Source organism: Nocardiopsis akebiae, assembly GCF_018316795.1.
GTDB classification, from domain to species: Bacteria; Actinomycetota; Actinomycetes; order Streptosporangiales; family Streptosporangiaceae; genus Nocardiopsis; species Nocardiopsis dassonvillei.
In genome coordinates this window covers 1,940,903-1,959,740 of record NZ_CP074132.1, presented here as the reverse complement: position 1 = coordinate 1,959,740, position 18,838 = coordinate 1,940,903, and the positions used below count along the sequence as shown (strand labels likewise).

The 18,838-nt window shown below is 72.5% G+C and carries 18 protein-coding genes and 2 tRNA genes; 9 read left to right on the top strand and 11 right to left on the bottom strand.

The genetic code is table 11. The annotated features are described in order from the left end of the window. Positions 1-153: 153 nt before the first annotated feature. On the top strand, positions 154-939 hold the full coding sequence (locus KGD83_RS08395; protein WP_212643273.1) for a glutamate racemase: 786 nt from the start codon (positions 154-156) through the stop codon (positions 937-939). Between the two features lie 73 nt (positions 940-1,012). Here KGD83_RS08395 and KGD83_RS08390 read toward each other — a convergent pair whose 3' ends face one another. Continuing rightward, positions 1,013-2,530, bottom strand: coding sequence for a hypothetical protein (locus tag KGD83_RS08390; protein ID WP_212643272.1), 1,518 nt, complete (start codon positions 2,528-2,530; stop codon positions 1,013-1,015). 227 nt (positions 2,531-2,757) lie between these two features. Here KGD83_RS08390 and KGD83_RS08385 point away from each other — a divergent pair, with 227 nt between their 5' ends. Further along, a complete protein-coding gene (locus KGD83_RS08385; RefSeq protein ID WP_047870738.1) occupies positions 2,758-3,105 on the top strand; it encodes a hypothetical protein in 348 nt (115 codons plus the stop codon). Between the two features lie 183 nt (positions 3,106-3,288). Continuing rightward, a complete protein-coding gene (locus tag KGD83_RS08380) occupies positions 3,289-3,816 on the top strand; it encodes a DUF6315 family protein (protein ID WP_047870739.1) in 528 nt (175 codons plus the stop codon). Positions 3,817-3,852: 36 nt separating this feature from the next. Here the strand turns inward: KGD83_RS08380 and KGD83_RS08375 are convergent, their stop codons facing one another. The 4 genes from KGD83_RS08375 to KGD83_RS08360 form a co-directional block, all read right to left on the bottom strand. Beyond that, complete coding sequence (locus KGD83_RS08375; RefSeq protein WP_212643271.1) at positions 3,853-5,937, bottom strand: ATP-dependent DNA helicase; 2,085 nt, start codon at positions 5,935-5,937, stop codon at positions 3,853-3,855. Between the two features lie 87 nt (positions 5,938-6,024). Continuing rightward, complete coding sequence (locus KGD83_RS08370) at positions 6,025-6,498, bottom strand: SRPBCC family protein (RefSeq protein WP_212643270.1); 474 nt, start codon at positions 6,496-6,498, stop codon at positions 6,025-6,027. After that, complete coding sequence (locus tag KGD83_RS08365; RefSeq protein ID WP_212643269.1) at positions 6,495-6,842, bottom strand: ArsR/SmtB family transcription factor; 348 nt, start codon at positions 6,840-6,842, stop codon at positions 6,495-6,497. The genes KGD83_RS08370 and KGD83_RS08365 overlap by 4 nt, the downstream gene beginning before the upstream one ends. 263 nt (positions 6,843-7,105) lie before the next feature. Further along, positions 7,106-7,178, bottom strand: a tRNA-Ala gene (locus tag KGD83_RS08360). Between the two features lie 159 nt (positions 7,179-7,337). On the opposite strand from KGD83_RS08360, the gene KGD83_RS08355 reads away from it, so the two are divergent. Further along, positions 7,338-7,553, top strand: a complete 216-nt coding sequence (locus tag KGD83_RS08355; RefSeq protein WP_212643268.1) for a hypothetical protein — start codon at positions 7,338-7,340, stop codon at positions 7,551-7,553. Positions 7,554-7,613: 60 nt separating this feature from the next. Here KGD83_RS08355 and KGD83_RS08350 read toward each other — a convergent pair whose 3' ends face one another. Together KGD83_RS08350 and KGD83_RS08345 are read right to left on the bottom strand one after the other, a co-directional pair. Then, positions 7,614-7,838, bottom strand: a complete 225-nt coding sequence (locus KGD83_RS08350) for a hypothetical protein (RefSeq protein WP_338036951.1) — start codon at positions 7,836-7,838, stop codon at positions 7,614-7,616. A 370-nt stretch (positions 7,839-8,208) separates the two neighbouring features. Beyond that, positions 8,209-8,281, bottom strand: a tRNA-Ala gene (locus KGD83_RS08345). Positions 8,282-8,435: 154 nt separating this feature from the next. On the opposite strand from KGD83_RS08345, the gene KGD83_RS08340 reads away from it, so the two are divergent. After that, a complete protein-coding gene (locus KGD83_RS08340; protein WP_017568462.1) occupies positions 8,436-8,729 on the top strand; it encodes a GroES family chaperonin in 294 nt (97 codons plus the stop codon). A gap of 31 nt (positions 8,730-8,760) precedes the next feature. Here the strand turns inward: KGD83_RS08340 and KGD83_RS08335 are convergent, their stop codons facing one another. Then, entirely contained in the window at positions 8,761-9,405 is a 645-nt protein-coding gene (locus KGD83_RS08335; RefSeq protein ID WP_212643267.1) for a TetR/AcrR family transcriptional regulator, read from the bottom strand. A gap of 138 nt (positions 9,406-9,543) precedes the next feature. Here KGD83_RS08335 and KGD83_RS08330 point away from each other — a divergent pair, with 138 nt between their 5' ends. Beyond that, positions 9,544-11,322, top strand: a complete 1,779-nt coding sequence (locus tag KGD83_RS08330) for an ABC transporter ATP-binding protein (RefSeq protein WP_212644323.1) — start codon at positions 9,544-9,546, stop codon at positions 11,320-11,322. A gap of 160 nt (positions 11,323-11,482) precedes the next feature. Then, positions 11,483-12,646 (top strand): alpha-hydroxy-acid oxidizing protein, encoded by a 1,164-nt coding sequence (locus tag KGD83_RS08325; protein WP_212643266.1) that lies wholly within the window; start codon positions 11,483-11,485, stop codon positions 12,644-12,646. A gap of 92 nt (positions 12,647-12,738) precedes the next feature. On the opposite strand, the gene KGD83_RS08320 is transcribed toward KGD83_RS08325, so the two are convergent. From KGD83_RS08320 to KGD83_RS08310, 3 genes are read right to left on the bottom strand one after another with little or no spacing between them, the layout of a single operon-like run. Next, on the bottom strand, positions 12,739-13,638 hold the full coding sequence (locus tag KGD83_RS08320) for a carbohydrate ABC transporter permease (RefSeq protein WP_212643265.1): 900 nt from the start codon (positions 13,636-13,638) through the stop codon (positions 12,739-12,741). After that, positions 13,635-14,483: a carbohydrate ABC transporter permease gene (locus KGD83_RS08315; protein WP_212644322.1), complete on the bottom strand. Its 849-nt coding sequence runs from the start codon at positions 14,481-14,483 to the stop codon at positions 13,635-13,637. Before KGD83_RS08315 ends, KGD83_RS08320 begins: the two co-directional genes overlap by 4 nt. A gap of 56 nt (positions 14,484-14,539) precedes the next feature. Then, entirely contained in the window at positions 14,540-15,850 is a 1,311-nt protein-coding gene (locus KGD83_RS08310) for an ABC transporter substrate-binding protein (RefSeq protein WP_212643264.1), read from the bottom strand. A 223-nt stretch (positions 15,851-16,073) separates the two neighbouring features. Here KGD83_RS08310 and KGD83_RS08305 point away from each other — a divergent pair, with 223 nt between their 5' ends. Further along, positions 16,074-17,093, top strand: a complete 1,020-nt coding sequence (locus KGD83_RS08305) for a LacI family DNA-binding transcriptional regulator (protein ID WP_212643263.1) — start codon at positions 16,074-16,076, stop codon at positions 17,091-17,093. Positions 17,094-17,112: 19 nt separating this feature from the next. Then, a complete protein-coding gene (locus tag KGD83_RS08300; protein ID WP_212643262.1) occupies positions 17,113-18,732 on the top strand; it encodes a glycoside hydrolase family 13 protein in 1,620 nt (539 codons plus the stop codon). Positions 18,733-18,838 lie beyond the last annotated feature (106 nt).

Below are 18,838 nucleotides of genomic sequence, written 5' to 3'. Positions count from 1 at the left end.
GTAACGGCTTTGTGCCACCCCATTTGTTCCGTGTCTTCCCCCTAGTCGTCCTGCCTGCGGTCGCGCCCGGATCACGGGTGCCGCGGGCGGATCCGACGCCGCCGCGCGGTGTCCCGCCGGTGCGGTGCGGAGGTGGTCGTAGGATCGGGGTTCGTGCGTATCGCTCTCGTTGACTCCGGTATCGGCATGCTCTCGACCGCGGCGGCCCTGCGTGTGGCACGGCCGGACGCCGACCTGTTCCTGTCGATGGACCCGGACCACATGCCCTGGGGTCCGCGTACCCCGGACGAGATCGTCGCGCGCGCCCTGGCCGGGGCCCGGGCCGCGCAGGAGGCCGCCGGGGACGCGGCGCTGGACGCGGTGGTGGTGCCGTGCAACACGGCGTCGGTGCACGGGCTGGCCGAGCTGCGCGCCGAGTTCGAGCCGGACGTCCCGGTGATCGGGACGGTGCCCGCGATCAAGCCCGCGGCGGCGGCCGGAGGGCCGATCGCGGTGTGGTCCACCGCCGCGACCACGCGCAGCGGCTACCAGCGCCAGCTGATCGAGACCTTCGCGCGCGGCGTGGAGGTGGCCGCGGTGGCCTGCGCCGGGCTGGCCGAGGCGGTGGAGTCGGCCGACCCGCGGCTGATCGACGACGCGGTGGCCTACGCCGCCGAACTGACCCCCGGAGACGTGCACGGCGTCGTGCTCGGGTGCACGCACTACGACCTGGTGGGCGCGCGGATATCGGCGGCCCTGGGCGGGCGGGCGGAGCTGTTCACCGCCGCCGGCGCGGTGGCCGCGCAGACCCTGCGCCGGATCGGCGAGAGGCCCGTGGGCACCGCCCCGGGCCGGGTACGGGTGCTGGCCAGCGGCCGTCCCTCCCGGCTGCCCGCCGCCGCGCTGTCCTACCCCGCGGGGTGCTCACTGGCGTCCGGGGTGGGCGCGGCGGCCGTGTGAGGGCACCCCTGCGCTCAGGTCCAGCCCGCCCCTCGCGTCACACCGGCGACGGCCGCCCTCCTGTGACCGCCCGTCACGGGTGGGGCGCCAGGGTCCCCCGTCCGGGGGTGCCGACCCGCACCGGACCGTCCAGCGCACCGGCGGCCAGGGTGCTCACGAGGGTGCGCACCCCGACGGTGTCGTTGTCGTGCAGGAGGGTCTCCAGCAGGGACAGCGCCGCGCGCTGGTCCCCCGGTTGCTCGCGCACGTGGCGCCACTGGGGCTCGGTAGCCGCGTCCGAGAGCATCAGGGTCCGGCCGACCTGGCCGAGCGCGGTCAGCAGCGGGGTGTCGTGCGGCATCCTCTCCAAGGCGGCGTTGACCTGTTCGGCCTGCTGCTCGGGATCGACCTCCTCCGCGGGCTGCGCCCGCAGGAAGTCCAGCACCTCCTCGGCCGGGGCCAGCGGCCGGACCGGGGGCATCGTCGCGATCATGGCGCGCACCTCGGCCAGGTCTCCCAGGATCTCCTCGGTGCTCCCCAGCTCCCCGATGAGCCGTTCCGCCCGCTGCGCGGAGCAGCTGGCCACCCAGCGGGAGCCGCGGACCGCGGCCAGGCGGGCGGCGGACAGGGCCAGCTCGGCGCCGCGGCGCGGCGCCCCCACCCGCTCGAAGTAGCGCGACCAGGTGGTCACCCGCACTCCCAGGCGCCAGTCGTTGCGCACCGCGCCCTGGCACACCAGGTTCTCCACCGCCTCCACCCACGCGGGCCGCAGACTCGGGTACGCCTCGGCCTCCTCCACGGTGGGCAGGGGGACGATGGCCTCGTGGGGCGGGCATTGGCCCAGACGGGCCAGCCAGGACAGCAGCCGGGCGCGCTCGAAGCGGATGCGCCGGTTCAGGGCCGCCCGGCGCGGGTTGGTCTCGTCCAGGACCAGCTCCGCCTCCATGCGGTCCAGCACCTCCAGCGCCTGGGCGTGCTCGTCCTGGTGGCGCAGGGCCCTGACGAGGGTGAACACCCCCTCGGCACCGAGCATGGCCGGGCCGGTGGCCGTGTGCTCGTAGCGCCGCAGCTCGTTCTCCGCCCGGTCGGCCAGGTCCTCGTCGATGAGCAGGTTGACACGGGCGAGGGTGAAGGAGGGCCAGGCGGGGGTGCGCTCCCAACCGGCCAGGCGCCGGGTGGAGAGCAGTTCGCGGCGCTGTCCGGTGGTGCCGCGGGCGTCGATGTTGGCGTGGCAGCGCACCAGGGTCTCCAGCAGGGACACCGGCAGCGGGCCGTGGGCCAGGGGCTCGGGTTCGTCGTCGGCCGCCGCGCTCACCTGGGCGAGCGCGCGCCCGCCCTCGGCCAGGGCGCCCACGCGCACGGCCAGGGGCCAGTGCGCCAGGAAGAACAGGGTCGGCGGGCCGAAGACCCCGGGGACCGCGGCCTCGACCGCTCCCGCCTCGGCGACCAGTCGGCGCGCGGTGCGCAGCGCCGAACGGGCCACGGCCTCCACGCGCACCGGGTCCCCGGCCTCGCAGAGCACGGGCAGACCCGCGACCGCCTCGGCCAGCTCCGCCTGGCCGACCGCCCGGAGTCGTCGTGCGGTCTCCCCCGCCCACGTCCACATCGGCATGGTCTGCACCCCCTGTAAGCACCATGTGAGAACAGAACGTAGCAGCGCCGTGACAGGGCTGTCCGGAAAACGCGCAAAGCCGTGGAGCAGGGGGATACGCGTCCTGTCGGGGACGCCCCGGACCGCTAGACTCGGGGGCCGTGGTGCCCGGCGGGGACCTTCGCGGGGTCCCGAGCATCCAGCCGCGCCGAGCCGCACCGAGTTGCACCAAGGGGACATGAGCGCCGATGGGATGGCGAGACCGTTTCGGACTCCGCAAGGCCAACCGCAAGGGCAAGGCCCGTTTCGACCGGGATGCCGAGGATTCGGACATCAAGGCGCTGATCGAGTTCGCCAAGAGCCGAGTGGGCGTGGAGTTCTTCGTCGAGCCGGAGACCTTCGCCACGCGGGCCACGGCGGTCGCGGTCGCGACGGACGGCGAGTGGATCCGCCGCCGGTGCGGTTCGCCCGACGTGATCCGCAAGGTGGCCCGAAACCTGGCGGCCCCGGCCTACGACGTGCAGATCGTCGGCTACCCGCAGCGGATGCGCGACTGGAGCGCACGCAACAAGCGCGGCCTGTCACTGGACGAGTGAGGGCGCGCGGGCGTACTGGGCGAGGGTAAGACTCGCCACACCGACACGCCGTTGGGGACGGTCCGAAACCCGCGACCGGGTCATTTTGGGCATTGATGACGAGTCCTTGCCGTGACTTCCTCGCAGAACGGGTTCCCTAACGGGCTTCATCCGTCGCATACTCGCCTCGGAGGGGGGACTCTGATGAAGCAGGATCTCACGGCCCTGTGCTGCGACTGCGGCACGATTCGCGAGGTGAGCGACTACCAGAGTGTGGGCGAGGCGCAGTCCGCCTACGGACTGGCCCGCTGCGTCGTCTGGCGCAAGTGCCGCACCTGCGGCTACCGCACCTACCACGCCTACATGCGCGCCGACGAGGACCGCGACGAACTGGAGGACGCCCTGCGGCTGGACGGCGCCCTGGCGGCCGAGGCCCTCGACGAGGAGGTGGAGCAGCTCAGGCTGTGCGGGGTCGAGGTCGGGCACGCCCCCGTCCCGGCCATCTGGGACGGCCAGTCCGTGGGCATGGTGACCCAGCGGCTGACCGACCGCGCCTACTCGATCGTGCTGGACCCCGAGGCGTCCGTGGTCTCCCGGCTCAAGCTCATCGACATGATGTGGAACGAACTCCTGGTAGGCGAGCACGACGACCGCTGGTTCATCCAGGAGGCGGAGGACGACGAGTCCCCCGCGTACGCGGTCCGGCTGTTCGGCTACCGCACGCGCGGCTGAGAGCGGTCCGCGCTCGCCCGACACGGCCCCGGCGCCCTACCCGGCGGCGGGTTCGGGCTGGCCCGCGAGGCGGCGCAGCGCCGACCTGGCCACCGCCGGATCGGTGGTCCCCCAGTAGGGCGGCAGGGAGGCGCGCAGGAAGCCGCCGTAGCGGGCCGTGGCCAGGCGCGGGTCCAGGACGGCGATGACCCCCCGGTCCTCGGTGGAGCGCAGCAGGCGCCCGGTGCCCTGGGCGAGCAGCAGGGCGGCGTGGGTGGCGGCCACCGACAGGAAGCCGTTGCCCCCGTGCGCGGCGACCGCGCGCTGGCGCGCGGAGGCCAGCGGGTCGTCGGGCCGCGGGAAGGGGATGCGGTCCACGATCACCAGGGACAGCGAGGGTCCGGGCACGTCCACGCCCTGCCACAGCGACAGGGTGCCGAACAGGCAGGACCGCTCCTCCTCGGCGAAGCGGCGCACCAGCTGCCCGGTGGAGTCCTCCCCCTGGCACAGGATCGGCTGGTCCAGGCGCTCGCGGAGCTCCTCGGCGGCCTGCTGGGCGGCGCGCATGGAGGAGAACAGCCCCAGCGCGCGGCCGTCGGCGGCCTCGATGAGTCCGCTGATCTCGTCCAGGTAGGCGGGCGCGAGGCCGTCGCGGCCGGGCGGCGGCAGGTGGGTGGCCACGTAGAGGATGCCCCGGCGGGCGTGTTCGAAGGGGGAGCCCACGTCCAGCGCGCGCCAGCGGGGCTCCCCGGCCGCGCGGTGCGGTCCGTCCTCGTCGTCGGTGCCGTCCTCGTCCCTGGGTCCGTCCGGCTCCGGGCCGCGGCCCGCAGCGGCGCGTTCGGCGGCCTCCTGGGCCACCTCGCGGCCCAGGCCCCACTGGTTGGCCAGCGAGGTGAAGGAGCCGCCCAGGGTGAGGGTGGCGGAGGTCAGCACCACGGTGCGGTCGCCGAAGAGCTTCTCGCGCAGCAGTCCGCCCACGCCGAGCGGGGCGACGTGGAGCGCGGGCTGGCGTCCGGGGGTCTTGGTCAGCCAGACGACCTCGGTGCGGTCGCGCAGGGCGGGTTCGAAGGACTCCAGGACGCGCACGGCGGTGTCGTGCACCTCGCCGAGCGCGGCCAGGGCCAGGCGGCGGTCGCTGGCGCCGTCCGGGTCCAGCTCCCCGGGTGAGGGGCCGATGGCGGTGACGCAGGCCGAGGCGGCGTCGCGGGTGGCGGCGACCGCGTTGGCCAGGGCGTCGTCGATGTGGTCCAGGCGCCCGTCGGGCGACTCGGTGAACATCAGGGCGAGGCCGTCGGCGCACTCGGTGAGGCGTTCGCTGATCCCGGGTTCGACCAGGCGGGCGGCGCGCTTGGCCGCGGCGTTGACGGTGCGCTCGCCCAGGACGCCGGTGGCCACGGAGGTGGCGCGGTCGACGAGTTCGTGCGCCTCGTCGATCATGATCGTGTTGTGCTCGGGCAGGATGTGGTAGCCCTGCGACATGTCGATGGAGAGCATGGCGTGGTTGGTGACCACCACGTCCACGCCCTGGGTGGCCTCTCGGGCGAACTCGGCGAAGCACTCCTGGCCGAAGGGGCAGATGCGGGCGCCCATGCACTCGTTGGCGGCCACCGACACCTGGCGCCAGGCCAGGTCGCTGACGCCGGGGACGAGTTCGTCCCGGTCGCCGGTGACGGTGTCCTCGGCCCACTCGTGCAGGCGGGCCACCTGTCGGCCCAGCGAGGAGAGCTGGCGCGGGTCGAACAGCTCGGTGTCCTCGGCCTCCTCGCCGGCGGTCTGGAGCCGGTTGCGGCACAGGTAGTTGCGGCGGCCCTTGAGGACGGCGAACGTGGGCTCGCGGGACAGCATCGGCGCGAGGGCCCCGGCCAGGCGCGGCAGGTCGCGCTCGATGAGCTGGTTCTGCAGGGCGATGGTGGCGGTGGAGACCACCACGGTGCTCTCCTTGGCCATGGCGTGTCTGATCGCGGGCACCAGGTAGGCCAGGGACTTTCCGGTGCCGGTACCGGCCTGGACCACCAGGTGTTCGCGCTTGTCGACCGCCTCGGCCACGGCACCGGCCATGGTCGCCTGGCCCTCGCGGCGGCTGCCGCCCAGGGCGGCGACGGCCGCGTCGAGCAGGGTGGGAACGTCGGGGAGATCTGCCACGGATCGACAGTACCGGCCGCGGGGGACAGGACGGGCGTTGTCCACAGGCGGGATCGGCCGGGCCCGGTCGATCCCGCCCGGAGGCGCTCAGCCCATGGTGGCCAGCAGCTCGTCCAGGGCGTCCATGGACTGCTTCAGGCCGTACTCCATGCCGGACTCGACCATGCCGTCGCGGTCCTCGACGCTCTGGAACACCGTGGTCGACGTGTAGAGGGTGCGCCCGTCCCTCTCCTCCAGGGCGGTGGTCTCCAGGCACACGTGCCCGGGCATGCCCTCGAACTCGAAGGTCTGCACGAAGCGCTCGGGCGCGACGACGTCGTGGACCACGCCGTGGAAGGCGTACTCCTGGCCGTCGGGGGCGCGCTCGACGAACCTCCAGGAACCGCCCCGGCGCAGGTCCGCGCGGTCGATGACGGTCTCGTTCTCCTTGAGCCCCCACCAGCGGGCGAGGTGCTCGGCTTCGGTCATGGCCCTGAACACCACGTCGCGGGGCGCGTCGAAGCTGCGCGTGACGACGATGTCGTGCTGCCCGGGCTCGGCGATCACCGTGAGGTCGCTCATGACTGCTCTCCTGTGGTCTGTGTCTGCTGGATTCGGCGGATCTCCGCGTCGAGCCGGTCGAAGCGGTCCTCCCACTGGCGGTGGTAGCGCTCGATCCACCCCGTCGCCTCCTCCAGGGGGGCGGTCTCCAGTCGGCAGGGGCGCCACTGCGCGTCGCGGCCCCGGCTGACCAGGCCCGCCCGCTCCAGCACCTTCAGGTGCCGGGAGACCGCCTGGAGGCTGATGGGGAACGGCTCCGCCAGCTCGTTGACCGTGGCCTCACCCTCGGCGAGCCTCGCCAGCAGCGCCCGACGGGTCGGGTCGGCCAGTGCAGCGAACGTGAGACTCAACGGGTCGGTCGCCATCTGCGTATTCAACTTTCCTGTTAATCAACCGTTGTGTTGATTATGGCTCACGACACACCCACGGGTCAAGAGCGGGGAACCGCGTCGATCCCGAAGGGCGCCTCGGGGCGAAGCCCCGCGTCACAGGGGAGTTCTCCTCCCACCCCGCCGATCACCGCGGCCCGGCCACAGGGGGCGCCTCGGGGGTCGGGGGTCTCCCCCGGTAAACGCGAAGGGCGACCCTGCCCACGCGTTCACGCGCGAGCAGGGTCGCCCTTCGTCCGTGGAGCTATGGGGATTCGAACCCCAGACCTCCTCCATGCCATGGAGGCGCGCTACCAACTGCGCCATAGCCCCTCGTGCCGTTCGGCAACGGTTCGAGTCTATCGGACGTGTGGGGGTGGGATGACCAGCCGCGGTGTCGGTCGGCCCACACACCCCCGCACGCTCCGGGCCGGCCGGGGCGTCCGCCCGGAGCCCTCTTCGAGCGCCCCCGGACGGGGCACGTGAGAGGACATGAGCGACAGACCACGACAGAACCCGGTCGACGCCCTGGTCCGCTGGGAGGACCACGGCGCCGTGTGGCGGGTGGTGGGGCGGACCGCCTCCGAGGTGACGGTGGCCCTGCACCGGTGCGACGGGGGCGAGGAGGTGGAGCGCCTGACCTCGGGCGATCCGGACCTCCTCGCCTTCGTGGACGAACGGCTCAGTCCTCGTCCGCCGGCTTCCTGAGCGCCTCCAGCCTGCGGCCCCAGACCCGCGCGAGGCGCCGGAGGTCGCGCCCCAGCCCGCTCAGGCGCGCCCCGACCGGGCGGTGCGCCACCTCGCGGCCGCGCCGCTCGGACTCGACCAGGCCGACCCCGCGCAGGGCGCCGCGTGTTTGACGGTGGCCTGGCGGCTGATCGGCCGTTCCTCGGCCGGTGCCGGGGCCGACGCGGGCGCGCGGCCCAACCGGACCAGGATGCTCCAGCGCGTCTCGTCGCCCGGGGCCGCGAACGCGGTGGCCTCGCCGGTCACGGCGCCGCCGTCCGCGCCAGGTGTCCGACGAGGGCGGCGAGCCCTCGGGACCACCCCTCGGTCTGCGCGGCGACGTTGTCGGGGACGGTTCCCAGGCGCGCGGCGAGGGCGTCGAACCAGCTCCGGGTGACGGTGAGCAGCGAGCCCTTGCCGGACTCGCGGACTCGCGGCGTGACCAGGGTGCCTTCGTCCTCCCCCGGTTCGGCGCCGGACTCGGCCGCACCCAGCCGCAGGAGCCCGGAGGCGAATCACCGCGGCCCCGACAACAGGGGGGGTACCTCGGGGGGTCGGGGGGTCTCTCCCCCCCCCGGAAAGCATCGCGGGCCGCGGCCAGCCGGTCGAGGACCGGCGAGCAGCAGCCCGCGCGACGTGGAGCTATGGGGATTCGAACCCCAGACCTCCTCCATGCCATGGAGGCGCGCTACCAACTGCGCCATAGCCCCTTGTATGCCGGGCGGTTCCCCCGCTCGGCGATGGAATCACTGTACCGGAGGTTGGGAGTGGGTTGCGACCTCAGGACCCTCGGGTGGACGTGCGGTGGCCGGTTTCCGCGCCGAATACCCTGGAGTGGTGCCCGAATCAAAGCTTGAGATCCAGATGCTCCACGACCGCCTGCTGGTGAAGTCGGTCCCGGACAGGACCGAGCGGCGCAGTAGCGCCGGCCTGGTCATCCCGGACACGGTGAAGCTGGCGACCAGGCTCGCGTGGGGAGAGGTCGTCGGCGCCGGGACCAGCGCCCGCCACGTCAAGACCGGGGACCGGGTGCTCTTCGATCCCGAGGAGCAGGGCGAGGTCGAACTGAACGGCGAGCGCTACGTGATCCTGCGCGAGCGCGACGTGCACGCCGTGGCCAACGAGGCCCCCGAGCGCGGCACCGGCCTGTACCTGTAGTCCCCTCCCCCGGCGGGTTACCCGACTTCCTCTACGCGCCGCCCGGGGCGGACGCCCGCCCTCGCGCCGCCCCGGGTCGGTCGCCCGCGCCGTCGCGGCCGGGGTTGGAGACGGCCTTGACCAGCGAGTACACGCACAGGTTGAGGGACTCGTAGGCGGGCGTACGGCTGACGCTCACGTAGGCCCAGGCCGCGTAGAGCCCCGACCACAGGAGCTGCTGCGCCCATATCGGGGTGATCCTGGGGTCGATGCTGCCGTCGGCGTGACCGCGCTCGACCAGGGCGAACAGGGCCCGGTCCGCCTCCCCGCACTCCTCCTCCAGCACCTCGTCCCAGGAGTCGTCGGACCCGAAGGTCAGCATGATCACCTTCTGCAGCCCGAAGTACTCGGGCACCAGGCGCCCGAAGGCCTCCAGTCCGGTGCCCTCGGTGGTGCGCGCCCGTTCGGTGGCCTCGTTGATGAGCTCGTCGGCGTACTCGCCGAGGGCGCACACCAGGTCGGCGCGTTCGGCGAAGTAGCGCTGGAGCGTGCTGCGCGCCACACCCGCGGTTCTGGCCACCTGGGACAGGGGCGCCGAGGAGTTCTCCCCGAGCACCTCCACCGCCGCTTCGAGGATCGCGCGCCGGGTCCGGGCGCGCGTCCTCGTCTCTTCGTCTGAGGGAGCGCTCTTCACCATGCCCTCATCCTAGGCTTGTCGGTAATTGGTTGACAATAATCGGTCGCCTATGACCTACTTTAAAACATGACTGATCCATCGAAAGTAGACACCGACTCGAAACCGGGTGCGCCCGAACCCCGGTTCGCCCAGCTCCGGGTGCTGTGGTCGTTCGTGCGCCCGCACCGGAACAAGCTGGCGCTGGGCCTGGTGCTGGCCCTGTTCGGCTCGGCGCTCGAACTCGCCAACCCGATGGTGATCAAGCTGGTCCTGGACACCGTCTCCGGCGGGGGCGGCCTGCTCGCGCCGATCGCCCTGCTGCTGGGTCTGTTCGTGCTGGGCACGGTGTCCGGCCTGTGGCACTGGATCCTCCTGGGCACCGTCGCCGAGAAGGTGGTGCTGGACGCGCGCACCTCGCTGGTGCGCCGCTACTTCCGCGCCGCGCTCATCCCGCTGTCGCGCCGCTCCTCCGGCGAGCTCGTCACCCGGGCGACCTCCGACACGGTCCTGCTGCGCGAGGCCGCCTCCAGCAGCGTCATCAGCCTCATCAACGGCGGTGTGCTGCTGGTGGGAACGCTGGTCATGATGGGCGTGCTGGACCTGTTCCTGCTCACGGTCACCTTCGTCGCGGTGCTCGTGGTCACCGTCCTGTTCCTGACGCTGATGCCCGCCCTGGCCAAGGCGCAGGAGAGGGCGCAGAACTCCCTGGGCCTGATGGGCGGCATGCTCGACGGCGCGCTGCGCGCGGTGCGCACGGTCAAGGTCAGCCGGGCCGAGGAGCGCCTGAGCGGCCAGATCCTCGAACACGCGCGCGAGTCCGCGCGGCACGGCGTGCGCTCGGTGCGGCGCGAGGCGGTCGCCTGGACGATCGCGTTCAGCGGGATCCAGCTCGCCATCATCTCCATCCTGGGCGTGGGCGCGCTGCGGGTGTCCTCGGGCGCGATCGAGGTCTCCACCCTCATCGCCTTCCTGCTCTACGCGTTCACCCTGATGACCCCGGTCATGGAGCTGTCCCAGAGCGTCACCACCCTCCAGTCGGGCGTGGCCGCGGCCAGGCGCATCCGTGAGGTGGAGGCCATTCCGCTCGAGCCCTCCTCCGAGGCGGCGGACGCGGACGCGCCGGTCCCCTCCCCGGACGGGGACCGCCCGGGCGCGCTGCTGGAGCTGCGCGGGGTCACCGCCCGGTACGCGCCCGGCGCCGAGTCCGCGCTGGACGGCGTGGACCTGGCCGTCCCCCGGCGCGGGCACACCGCGATCGTGGGGCCCTCCGGCGCGGGCAAGACCACCGTGTTCTCGCTGCTGCTGCGCTTCCTGGAACCGGAGGAGGGGCAGCTGTTCCTGGACGGGACCCCCTACCGGGAGCTCACCCCCGGGCAGGTGCGCGGCCGCTTCGCCTACGTGGAGCAGGACACCCCGGTCATCCCCGGCACCATCCGGGAGAACCTGCTGTTCAGCCGCCCCGACGCCACCGAGGACGAGGTGCGCCGGGTACTGGGCCAGGTCCGGCTGGCCGACAAGATCGACGCCCTGGAGGAGGGGCTGGACACTCCGCTGGACGCCACGTCCTTCTCCGGCGGCCAGCGCCAGCGCATCGCCCTGGCCCGCGCCCTGCTGCGCTCGCCGGACGTGCTGCTGCTGGACGAGGCCACCTCGCAGGTGGACGCGATCACCGAAGCCGCCATCACCGAGAGCGTGCGCGCCCACGCCGCGCGGGCGGCCGTGGTGACGATCGCGCACCGGCTGTCCACCGTGATCCACGCCGACAGCATCGTGCTGATGGAGGACGGGCGGGTGCGGGCCAGGGGCACGCACCGGGAGCTGATGGAACGGGACGACCTGTACCGGGAGCTGGTCACGGCACTGCACATCGCCGAGACCGGGGCCGCGGAGCCCGGCGGTGGCCGGACCGGGGCGGACCGGGTGACGCCGGTCACGTGAGCGCGCGGTAGCATCCGGCCAGAACCGGTGGGCGCGAACGGTTCGACGGCCGCGGCCGCGGGGGCGCACCTCCCCGCGGCCCGGTCCGTCCTCTTCTTCCGTCCCGTGCGCCGTGCCCCGCGGTGCCCGTACCCGGCGCCGCGGCGCCAGGGAGGGAACCATGACCGACTTCGCCCAGTACCAGGACCGCGTCTACGCCGACGCGACCAACGGCATCCTGCCCGGCCTGCCCTACCACCACGAGGACCTGCGCGACCTGGCCGAGAGGGCCATGGAGCCGGGTCCGTTCGGCTACGTGGAGGGCAGCGCGGGAAGGGAGCGCACCGCCCGCGCCAACGTGGACGCGTTCGCCCGCTACGCGCTGCGCCCGCGCAGCCTGCGGCCGGGGGCCGAGGGGGCCGGGGGGCTGGGAGTCACCCTGTTCGGCAAGGAGTACGCCACACCGCTGCTGACCGCGCCGATCGGCGTCCTGGAGCAGGTGCACGGGGAGGCGGAGCTCGCCGTGGCCGAGGGCGCCAACGCCGTGGGGGTGCCGATGGTGCTGTCCACGGCCGCCTCCACCCCGATGGAACGGGTCGCCGAGGCGGTCGACTCCTGGTGGTACCAGCTGTACTGGCCCGGCGACGACGCGCTGGCCGAGTCGTTCGTGCGGCGGGCGGCGGCCGCGGGGGCGGAGGCGGTCGTCGTCACCGCGGACACCAAGCGGCTGGGGTGGCGGCCCCGCGACCTGGCGCTGGGCCACCTGCCGTTCCTGCGCAGCCAGGGCACGGCGAACTACTTCAGCGACCCGGAGTTCCGGTCCCGGCTCAAGGCCGACCCGGAGCCGGGCGGGGTGTTCACCGAGGCGGTGTTCCACTTCCTGGGCGCGTTCGCCAGCAGGTCCCTGAGCACCGACAACATCGCCCGCATCCGCCGGTGGACGGACCTGCCGGTGCTGGTCAAGGGCGTCGTGCGCGGGGACGAGGCCGCCGAACTGGTGGCGGCGGGCGTGGACGGGATCGTGGTCAGCAACCACGGCGGCCGTCAGGTCGACAACGCCGTGGCGGCGCTGGACGCCCTGCCCGAGGTGGTGGACGCGGTCGGCGACCGCGCCACGGTGCTGTTCGACTCGGGTGTGCGCTCGGGCGCCGACGTGGCCGTGGCGATGGCGCTGGGGGCCGAGGCGGTGCTGCTGGGGCGGCCGTGGGTGTACGGGCTGGCCGTGGGCGGCGCCGCGGGCGTGGAGCACGTGCTGCGCGCGACGCTGGCGGAGCTGCAGATCACCGCCGAGCTGATGGGCAAAAACGCGGCGGACCTGGACGGGAGCGACGTCGTACGCCGCTGACCCGGGTCCGGCGGGCGCCGCCCCGGACACGGAGCCGGTCCCGGAGGCGGGGTGCGCTCCCGGGACCGGTCCGTTTCCCTCCGGTAGTGCTGTCAGCCCTTGACGGCTCCGGAGGTCAGGCCCGCCACGATCCTGCGTTGCAGGACCAGGGCGAAGACGATCAGCGGGACCGACACCAGGACCGAGGCGGCCATGATCTGCCCGATCGGGTTCTCGTAGCCGACCCGCTGGAAGGTCGCCACGAAGACCGGCACCGTCTGCACGTTCAGGTCGTTCGGAGCGAAGGAGAAGGCCAGCAGGAACTCGTTGGTGGCGTACACGAAGGTCAGGATGGCCGCCGCTCCCACGCCCGGCGCCGCCAGCGGCGCCACCACGCGCAGGAAGGCCTGGAACGGGGTGGCCCCGTCCACCTTCGCCGACTCCTCGATCTCCTTGGGGATGCCCGCGAAGAACGTGGTGAGGATGAAGACGGCCAGCGGCAGGGTCAGCGCCACGTACGGGATGATCATGCCCGCGAAGGAGTTGAGCAGGTTGATCCCGGTCCACTCGTTGAGCTGCAGGTACATCTGGTAGAGCGGGTTGACCAGCGCCACCGGCGGGAACAGGGTCGCGACCAGGGTGGCGGCCAGGATCGCGAACTTGCCCGCAAGCGGCAGCCGGGCCAGGGCGTAGCCCGCCAGCGAGGCCACCGGGATGCAGATCAGCGTGGTCACCGTCGCCACGATCAGCGAGTTGCGCAGCGCGAACTGGAAGCCCTGGTCGAAGATCTCCCGGTAGTTGCCGAAGTCGAAGGGCCCCTGGAAGATGTTCGGGTCGGTGATCGCCGCCGATCCCGACCGCAGGCTGGTCATACCCATCCACAGGAACGGGAACAGGCACCAGAGCAGCACCACGGCCAGTCCGAGCAGCTTGAGGGTGTTGCCCACCGCCGGGTGGACGCGTCGGCGGGGCTTGTGCACCGACCCGCTCGGCCTCACCGTCTCGGCCGTCATCGCTTCTCCTTCCGCGGCGCCTCACCGATCATGTGGCGGCCCATCCGGCTGATGAAGGCCAGGCCGACGAGCATGACGATGACGAACGTGACCGTGGACAACGCGTTGGCGTAGCCCAGGTCCGGGTCCCGGACCAGGTAGCGCTGCGCGTAGACCGACAGGGTGGCCAGCGAGTTCGAGTAGCCGGTGAACACGTACGCGAAGTCGAACATGCGCAGGGCGTCCACCGTGCGGAACAGCAGGGCCACGACGATCGACGGGCGCAGCAGCGGCAGGGTGATGTTCCAGAAGCGCTGGAGCGCGTTGGCCCCATCCACCCTGGCCGCCTCGTAGTAGTCCTTCGGGATGGTCTGGAGGCCCGCGAGCAGCAGCAGGGCCACGAACGGCGCGGTCTTCCACACGTCGGCGCTGATGATGCCGACCATCGACCAGAACGGGTCGCGCAGCCAGTTGATGTCCGTGCCGAGGACGGCGTTCACGAAGCCCGGGTTGGGGTCGAACATGAACCGCCACACCTGCGCGGCCACGGCGGTCGGGATGACCCACGGGATCAGGATGACCGCGCGGGTCAGACCTCGGCCGAGGAAGGCCTGGTGCATGATCAGCGCGAAGGCCATCCCGACGAGGAACTCCAGCGACACCGAGGCCACCGTGAACACCAGGGTGTTCCAGACGGCGTTGAAGAAGCCGGAGTCGGTCAGGACGCGGACGTAGTTGTCGAAGCCGGTGAACTCCTGGCGGAACCCCCGGATCTCGTAGAGGCTCATCCCGATCGCGTAGAAGACCGGGAAGAGCGCTATCACGGCCATGAAGGCGAACGACGGGGCGAGGAAGATCCGCCCCATCGCACGCTCACCCAGGCCCCTGCTCACGCGGACTCTCTGGGTCGTCGCCATGCGGCCTACTCTTGTTCGAGCGCGTCGTTGGCCGCCTGGTCCACCGCCTCCAGGGCCGTGTCGGGCTCCTCCTGTCCCCGGAAGGCCGGGTGCAGGTTGTCCTGCACGGCCAGGGACAGCGAGTTGTAGCCGGGCACCGGCGGGCGGGCCTGGGCCTGGGCGAGGATGTCGCCGAGCATCTGGAAGTCGGGGTCGTCGGTGTTCTCGTAGGCGCTCGCCATGGTCGGCGGCAGGCTGTTCTGGAGCAGGATGTCCTGCGCCTCGGGGTCGGTGGCCGCCCACAGGACGAACTCGCGGGCCAGGTCCTTGCTGTCGCTCAGCGTGCTGACCGCGTTGTTGAGGCCGCCCAGCGCGCTGGTGGTGCCCTCACCGGTGAAGGTGGGCAGCGGGGCGACCGCGAAGTCGTCCGCGACCGCGCTCTCCTCGTCGCCCTCGCCCGCCAGGAGCGGGATGGCGTAGGGCCAGTTGCGCATGTAGACGGCCTCGCCCGCCTGGAACAGGGCGCGCGCGTCGTCCTCGACCATGGTGTCGAAGCCGTCGGCGTAGAACCCGCTGTCGTAGGCCTCGGTCATGAAGTCCAGGGCAGTGGCGGCGGCGTCGCCCTCCAGGAAGGTGCTCTGCTCCTGGGCGTCGTCGAACAGCTGGCCCCCCGCGGACCAGTACAGCTCCAGGAAGTTGACGACGAAGCCCTCGTACTGGTCGCCCTGGCCGACGTAGGCGGAGATGCCCTCCTCCTCAGCGGCGGCCATGCCGGTGTCGTAGAGCTCCTCCCAGGTCGTGGGGGGCTCCTCGACGAGGTCGGTGCGGTAGTAGAGGAACGCGCCGTTGGAGGAGTAGGGCAGCGCGTACAGCTCCTGCTGCCACTGGGAGCTGTCGACGGCCCCCTCCAGGCTGACGCCCTCGACCTCGCCGCGCAGGTCCTCCAGGCTCTCGACGTAGCCGTACTCGGCGAACTCACCGGTCCAGATGACGTCCAGGCCCAGGACGTCGAACTCCCCCGCCTGGTTCTGGAGGTCCTGGAACATGGCCTGGCGCTGCTCGTCGGCGGTGGGGGCCAGGAAGAAGATGTCGACCTGCCGGTCGGGGTTGTCCTCGTTCCACAGGCGCGCGACATCCTCGTGGATCGCGCGGTCGGCCCCGGTGACCGCCCAGACGAAGGCCGGGTCCTCGGCCAGGCCCGCGGTCTCGCCGCCCTCCCCCGCGGTCTCCTCCCCGGGGGGTTCGCCGCACGCGGTGGCCAGGGTGAGGCTCAGTGCGGCGAGCCCGGCAGCGCACGCGCGCACCGTGTACCCCTTCTGGTGTGAATGCACTGGCATGGCTCTCTCCTTACCGCGCCGGAACGGTGTCCGGGCGCGCGGCGTCGAGTGTGTGCTGGGTCATCCCCCCGTGTTCGTGCGCAAACGATGCCACCGACTGTGTGACCTAGTCAACAGTGAACGCGCTTCGATATACGTCATGCACGGAAAGGAGAGGCACACCATCCGAATCTACTCATGAAAACGTTGCCATCACCCGGGTCGCGCTCCTACCGTGGACGGCATGGCCAGCCAACCCGCGAGCATGCGGGACGTCGCCCAGCGAGCGGGGGTCTCCCTCTCGACGGTCTCCCGTGTGCTGCGCGGGGCCCCCGGGGTCGCCCCGGAGGTGCGCCACCGCGTCCAGCGCGCCGCGGACGAGCTGGCCTACGTGGTCTCGCGCAACGCCTCGGGACTGGTCACCGGCCGCACGGGGCGGGTCGCGGTGGTCGTGCCCTTCCTCCAGCCGTGGTTCTTCGGAACGGTCCTGGCCGGGGTCAGCGACGCGCTGCGCGAAGCGGACCTGGACATGCTCGTCTACCAGGTCGGCGAGACGCGGGCCCGGGAGGGCTGGACGCGGGCGCTGCCGCTGCGGCGCAACACCGACGCCGTGGTCACCGTGTCCATGGACCTGTCCGAGGAGGAGTGCCAACGGCTGGACGACGTGGGCGTGCCCGTGGTGCTGGTCGGGCAGAGGACACCCGATCGGGCCAGTGTGTACATCGACGACCGGGCCGGTGCCGCGGGGGCGACGCGGCACCTGCTCAACCTGGGGCACACGCGCGTGGCCTACATCGCCTCGCGGTCCGAGACCTGGTCCAGCGCCAGCTCACGGCACCGGCTGCGGGGGTACGAGGCGGCCATGGCGGAGGCGGGGCTGCCGCCGCGGAGCGTGGCCAAGTCCACCGGGCACGCGGGCGGCGAGCTGGCCATGGGCGAGCTGCTGTCGGACCACGACCCGCCCACGGCCGTGCTGGCCGAGTTCGACGACCTCGCTCTGGGCGCGTACCGCACGCTGCGCCGCTCGGGCGTGCGCGTGCCGGAGTCGATCTCCCTCATGGGCTTCGACAACCACGACACCGCGGCGGTGATGGACCTGACCACCGTCGACCAGGCCCCCTACGACACCGGGCTGACCGCGGGTCGGCTCACCGTGGGCATCCTCAACGGGACGGCCGGAACCCTCGAGGTGGAGATGCCAACCCAGCTCATCCTGAGGCAGTCCACCGCCGCGCCCCGGAGCACGCGCGGCCTGTTCTCATGACCCACCAGGAGGAACCGACATGCAGCAGTGGTGGCGCGACGCGGTCCTGTACCAGGTCTACCCGCGCAGCTTCGCAGACGCCGACGGGGACGGGACCGGCGACATCGCTGGGATCACCGCGCGCCTGGGCCACGTCGCCGACCTGGGCGCGGACGGGATCTGGCTGTCGCCGTTCTACACCTCGCCGTGGGCGGACGGCGGGTACGACGTGGCCGACTTCCGGGACGTGGACCCGCGCCTGGGCACCCTGGAGGACTTCGACGCGATGGTGGCCGCCGCGCACGCGCTGGGCCTGCGGGTGATGGTCGACATCGTGCCCAACCACACCTCCGAGGAGCACCCGTGGTTCCGGGAGGCGCTGGAGGCCGGTCCCGGGTCGCCCGAGCGGGAGCTGTACGTGTTCCGCGACGGGCGGGGCGCGGAAGGCGAACTGCCGCCGACCAACTGGCGGTCGACGTTCGGCGGCCCGGCGTGGACCCGCGCGGCGGACGGTCAGTGGTACCTGCACATGTTCGCGCCCGAGCAGCCGGACCTGAACTGGGACGACCCGCGGGTGCGCGAGGAGTTCCGCGCCGTCCTGCGGTTCTGGAGCGGGCGCGGTGTGGACGGGTTCCGGATCGACGTGGCGTACGCGCTGGTCAAGGACCTGCGGGAGCCGCTGCGCGACCTCGTGCTGGTGGAGGGCGGCCGGTTCGAGGACATCGCGGCCAACCCGGACCACCCGTTCCTGGACCGGCCCGAGGTGCACGAGGTGTACCGGGACTGGCGGCGGGTGCTGGCGGAGTTCGACCCGCCCCGGGCCACGGTGGGCGAGGTGTGGCTGCCCGGTGAGCGGCGGGTGCTGTACACGCGTCCGGACGAGCTGGACCAGGCGTTCAACTTCGACTTCCTGAGGACCTCGTGGGACGCCGACGCCTACCGCGGCGTGATCGACTCCTCGATCGCCGACGCCGGGCAGGTCGGCACGGTGCCCACGTGGGTGATCGGAAACCACGACGTGGTGCGCCCGGTGTCGGTGCTGGGGCTGCCCCCGGGCACCGACCAGAAGGCGTGGCTGCTCTCCGACGGGCGCGACCCGGAGCCGGACCTGGAGCTGGGCACGCGGCGGGCGCGCGCACTGGCGCTCCTGGAGCTGTCGCTGCCGGGATCGGCGTACGTGTACCAGGGCGAGGAGCTGGGGCTGCCGGAAGTGGCGGACCTGCCAGCTCAGGCGTTGGAGGACCCGCGGTGGTCGCGCAGCGGGCACACCGACAAGGGACGGGACGGGTGCCGGGTGCCGCTGCCGTGGACGCGCGAAGGAGCGTCGTACGGCTTCGGCGGGGACGCCCCGTGGCTGCCCCAGCCCGAAGGATGGGGCCGCTGGTCGGTGGGGGCCCAGGCCGACGACCCCGGGTCCGTGCTCTCCCTGTACCGCCGGGCGCTGGCGCACCGCCGGGAGTTCTCCTCTGACGAGGCGCTGACCTGGGACGACACGCTGAACCGGGGGCCGGTACTGGCCTACTGGCGGGGTGAGGACGTGCTGGTGCTGGTCAACACGGGCGAGGAAGCGGTGGAGCTGCCGCCGGGCCGGGTGCTGGTGGCCAGCGCGGAGCTGGACGGACGGCTCCCGGGGAACTCGGCGGTGTGGCTGCGCCGCTGACCAGCGCGGCCCCGGGACGAAGCCCCGCTCGCAGGGCCCCCGCCGATCCCCGCGACCCCGGCCACAGGGGGTTACCTCGGGGGTTTCCGGGGGCCTCCCCCGGAAA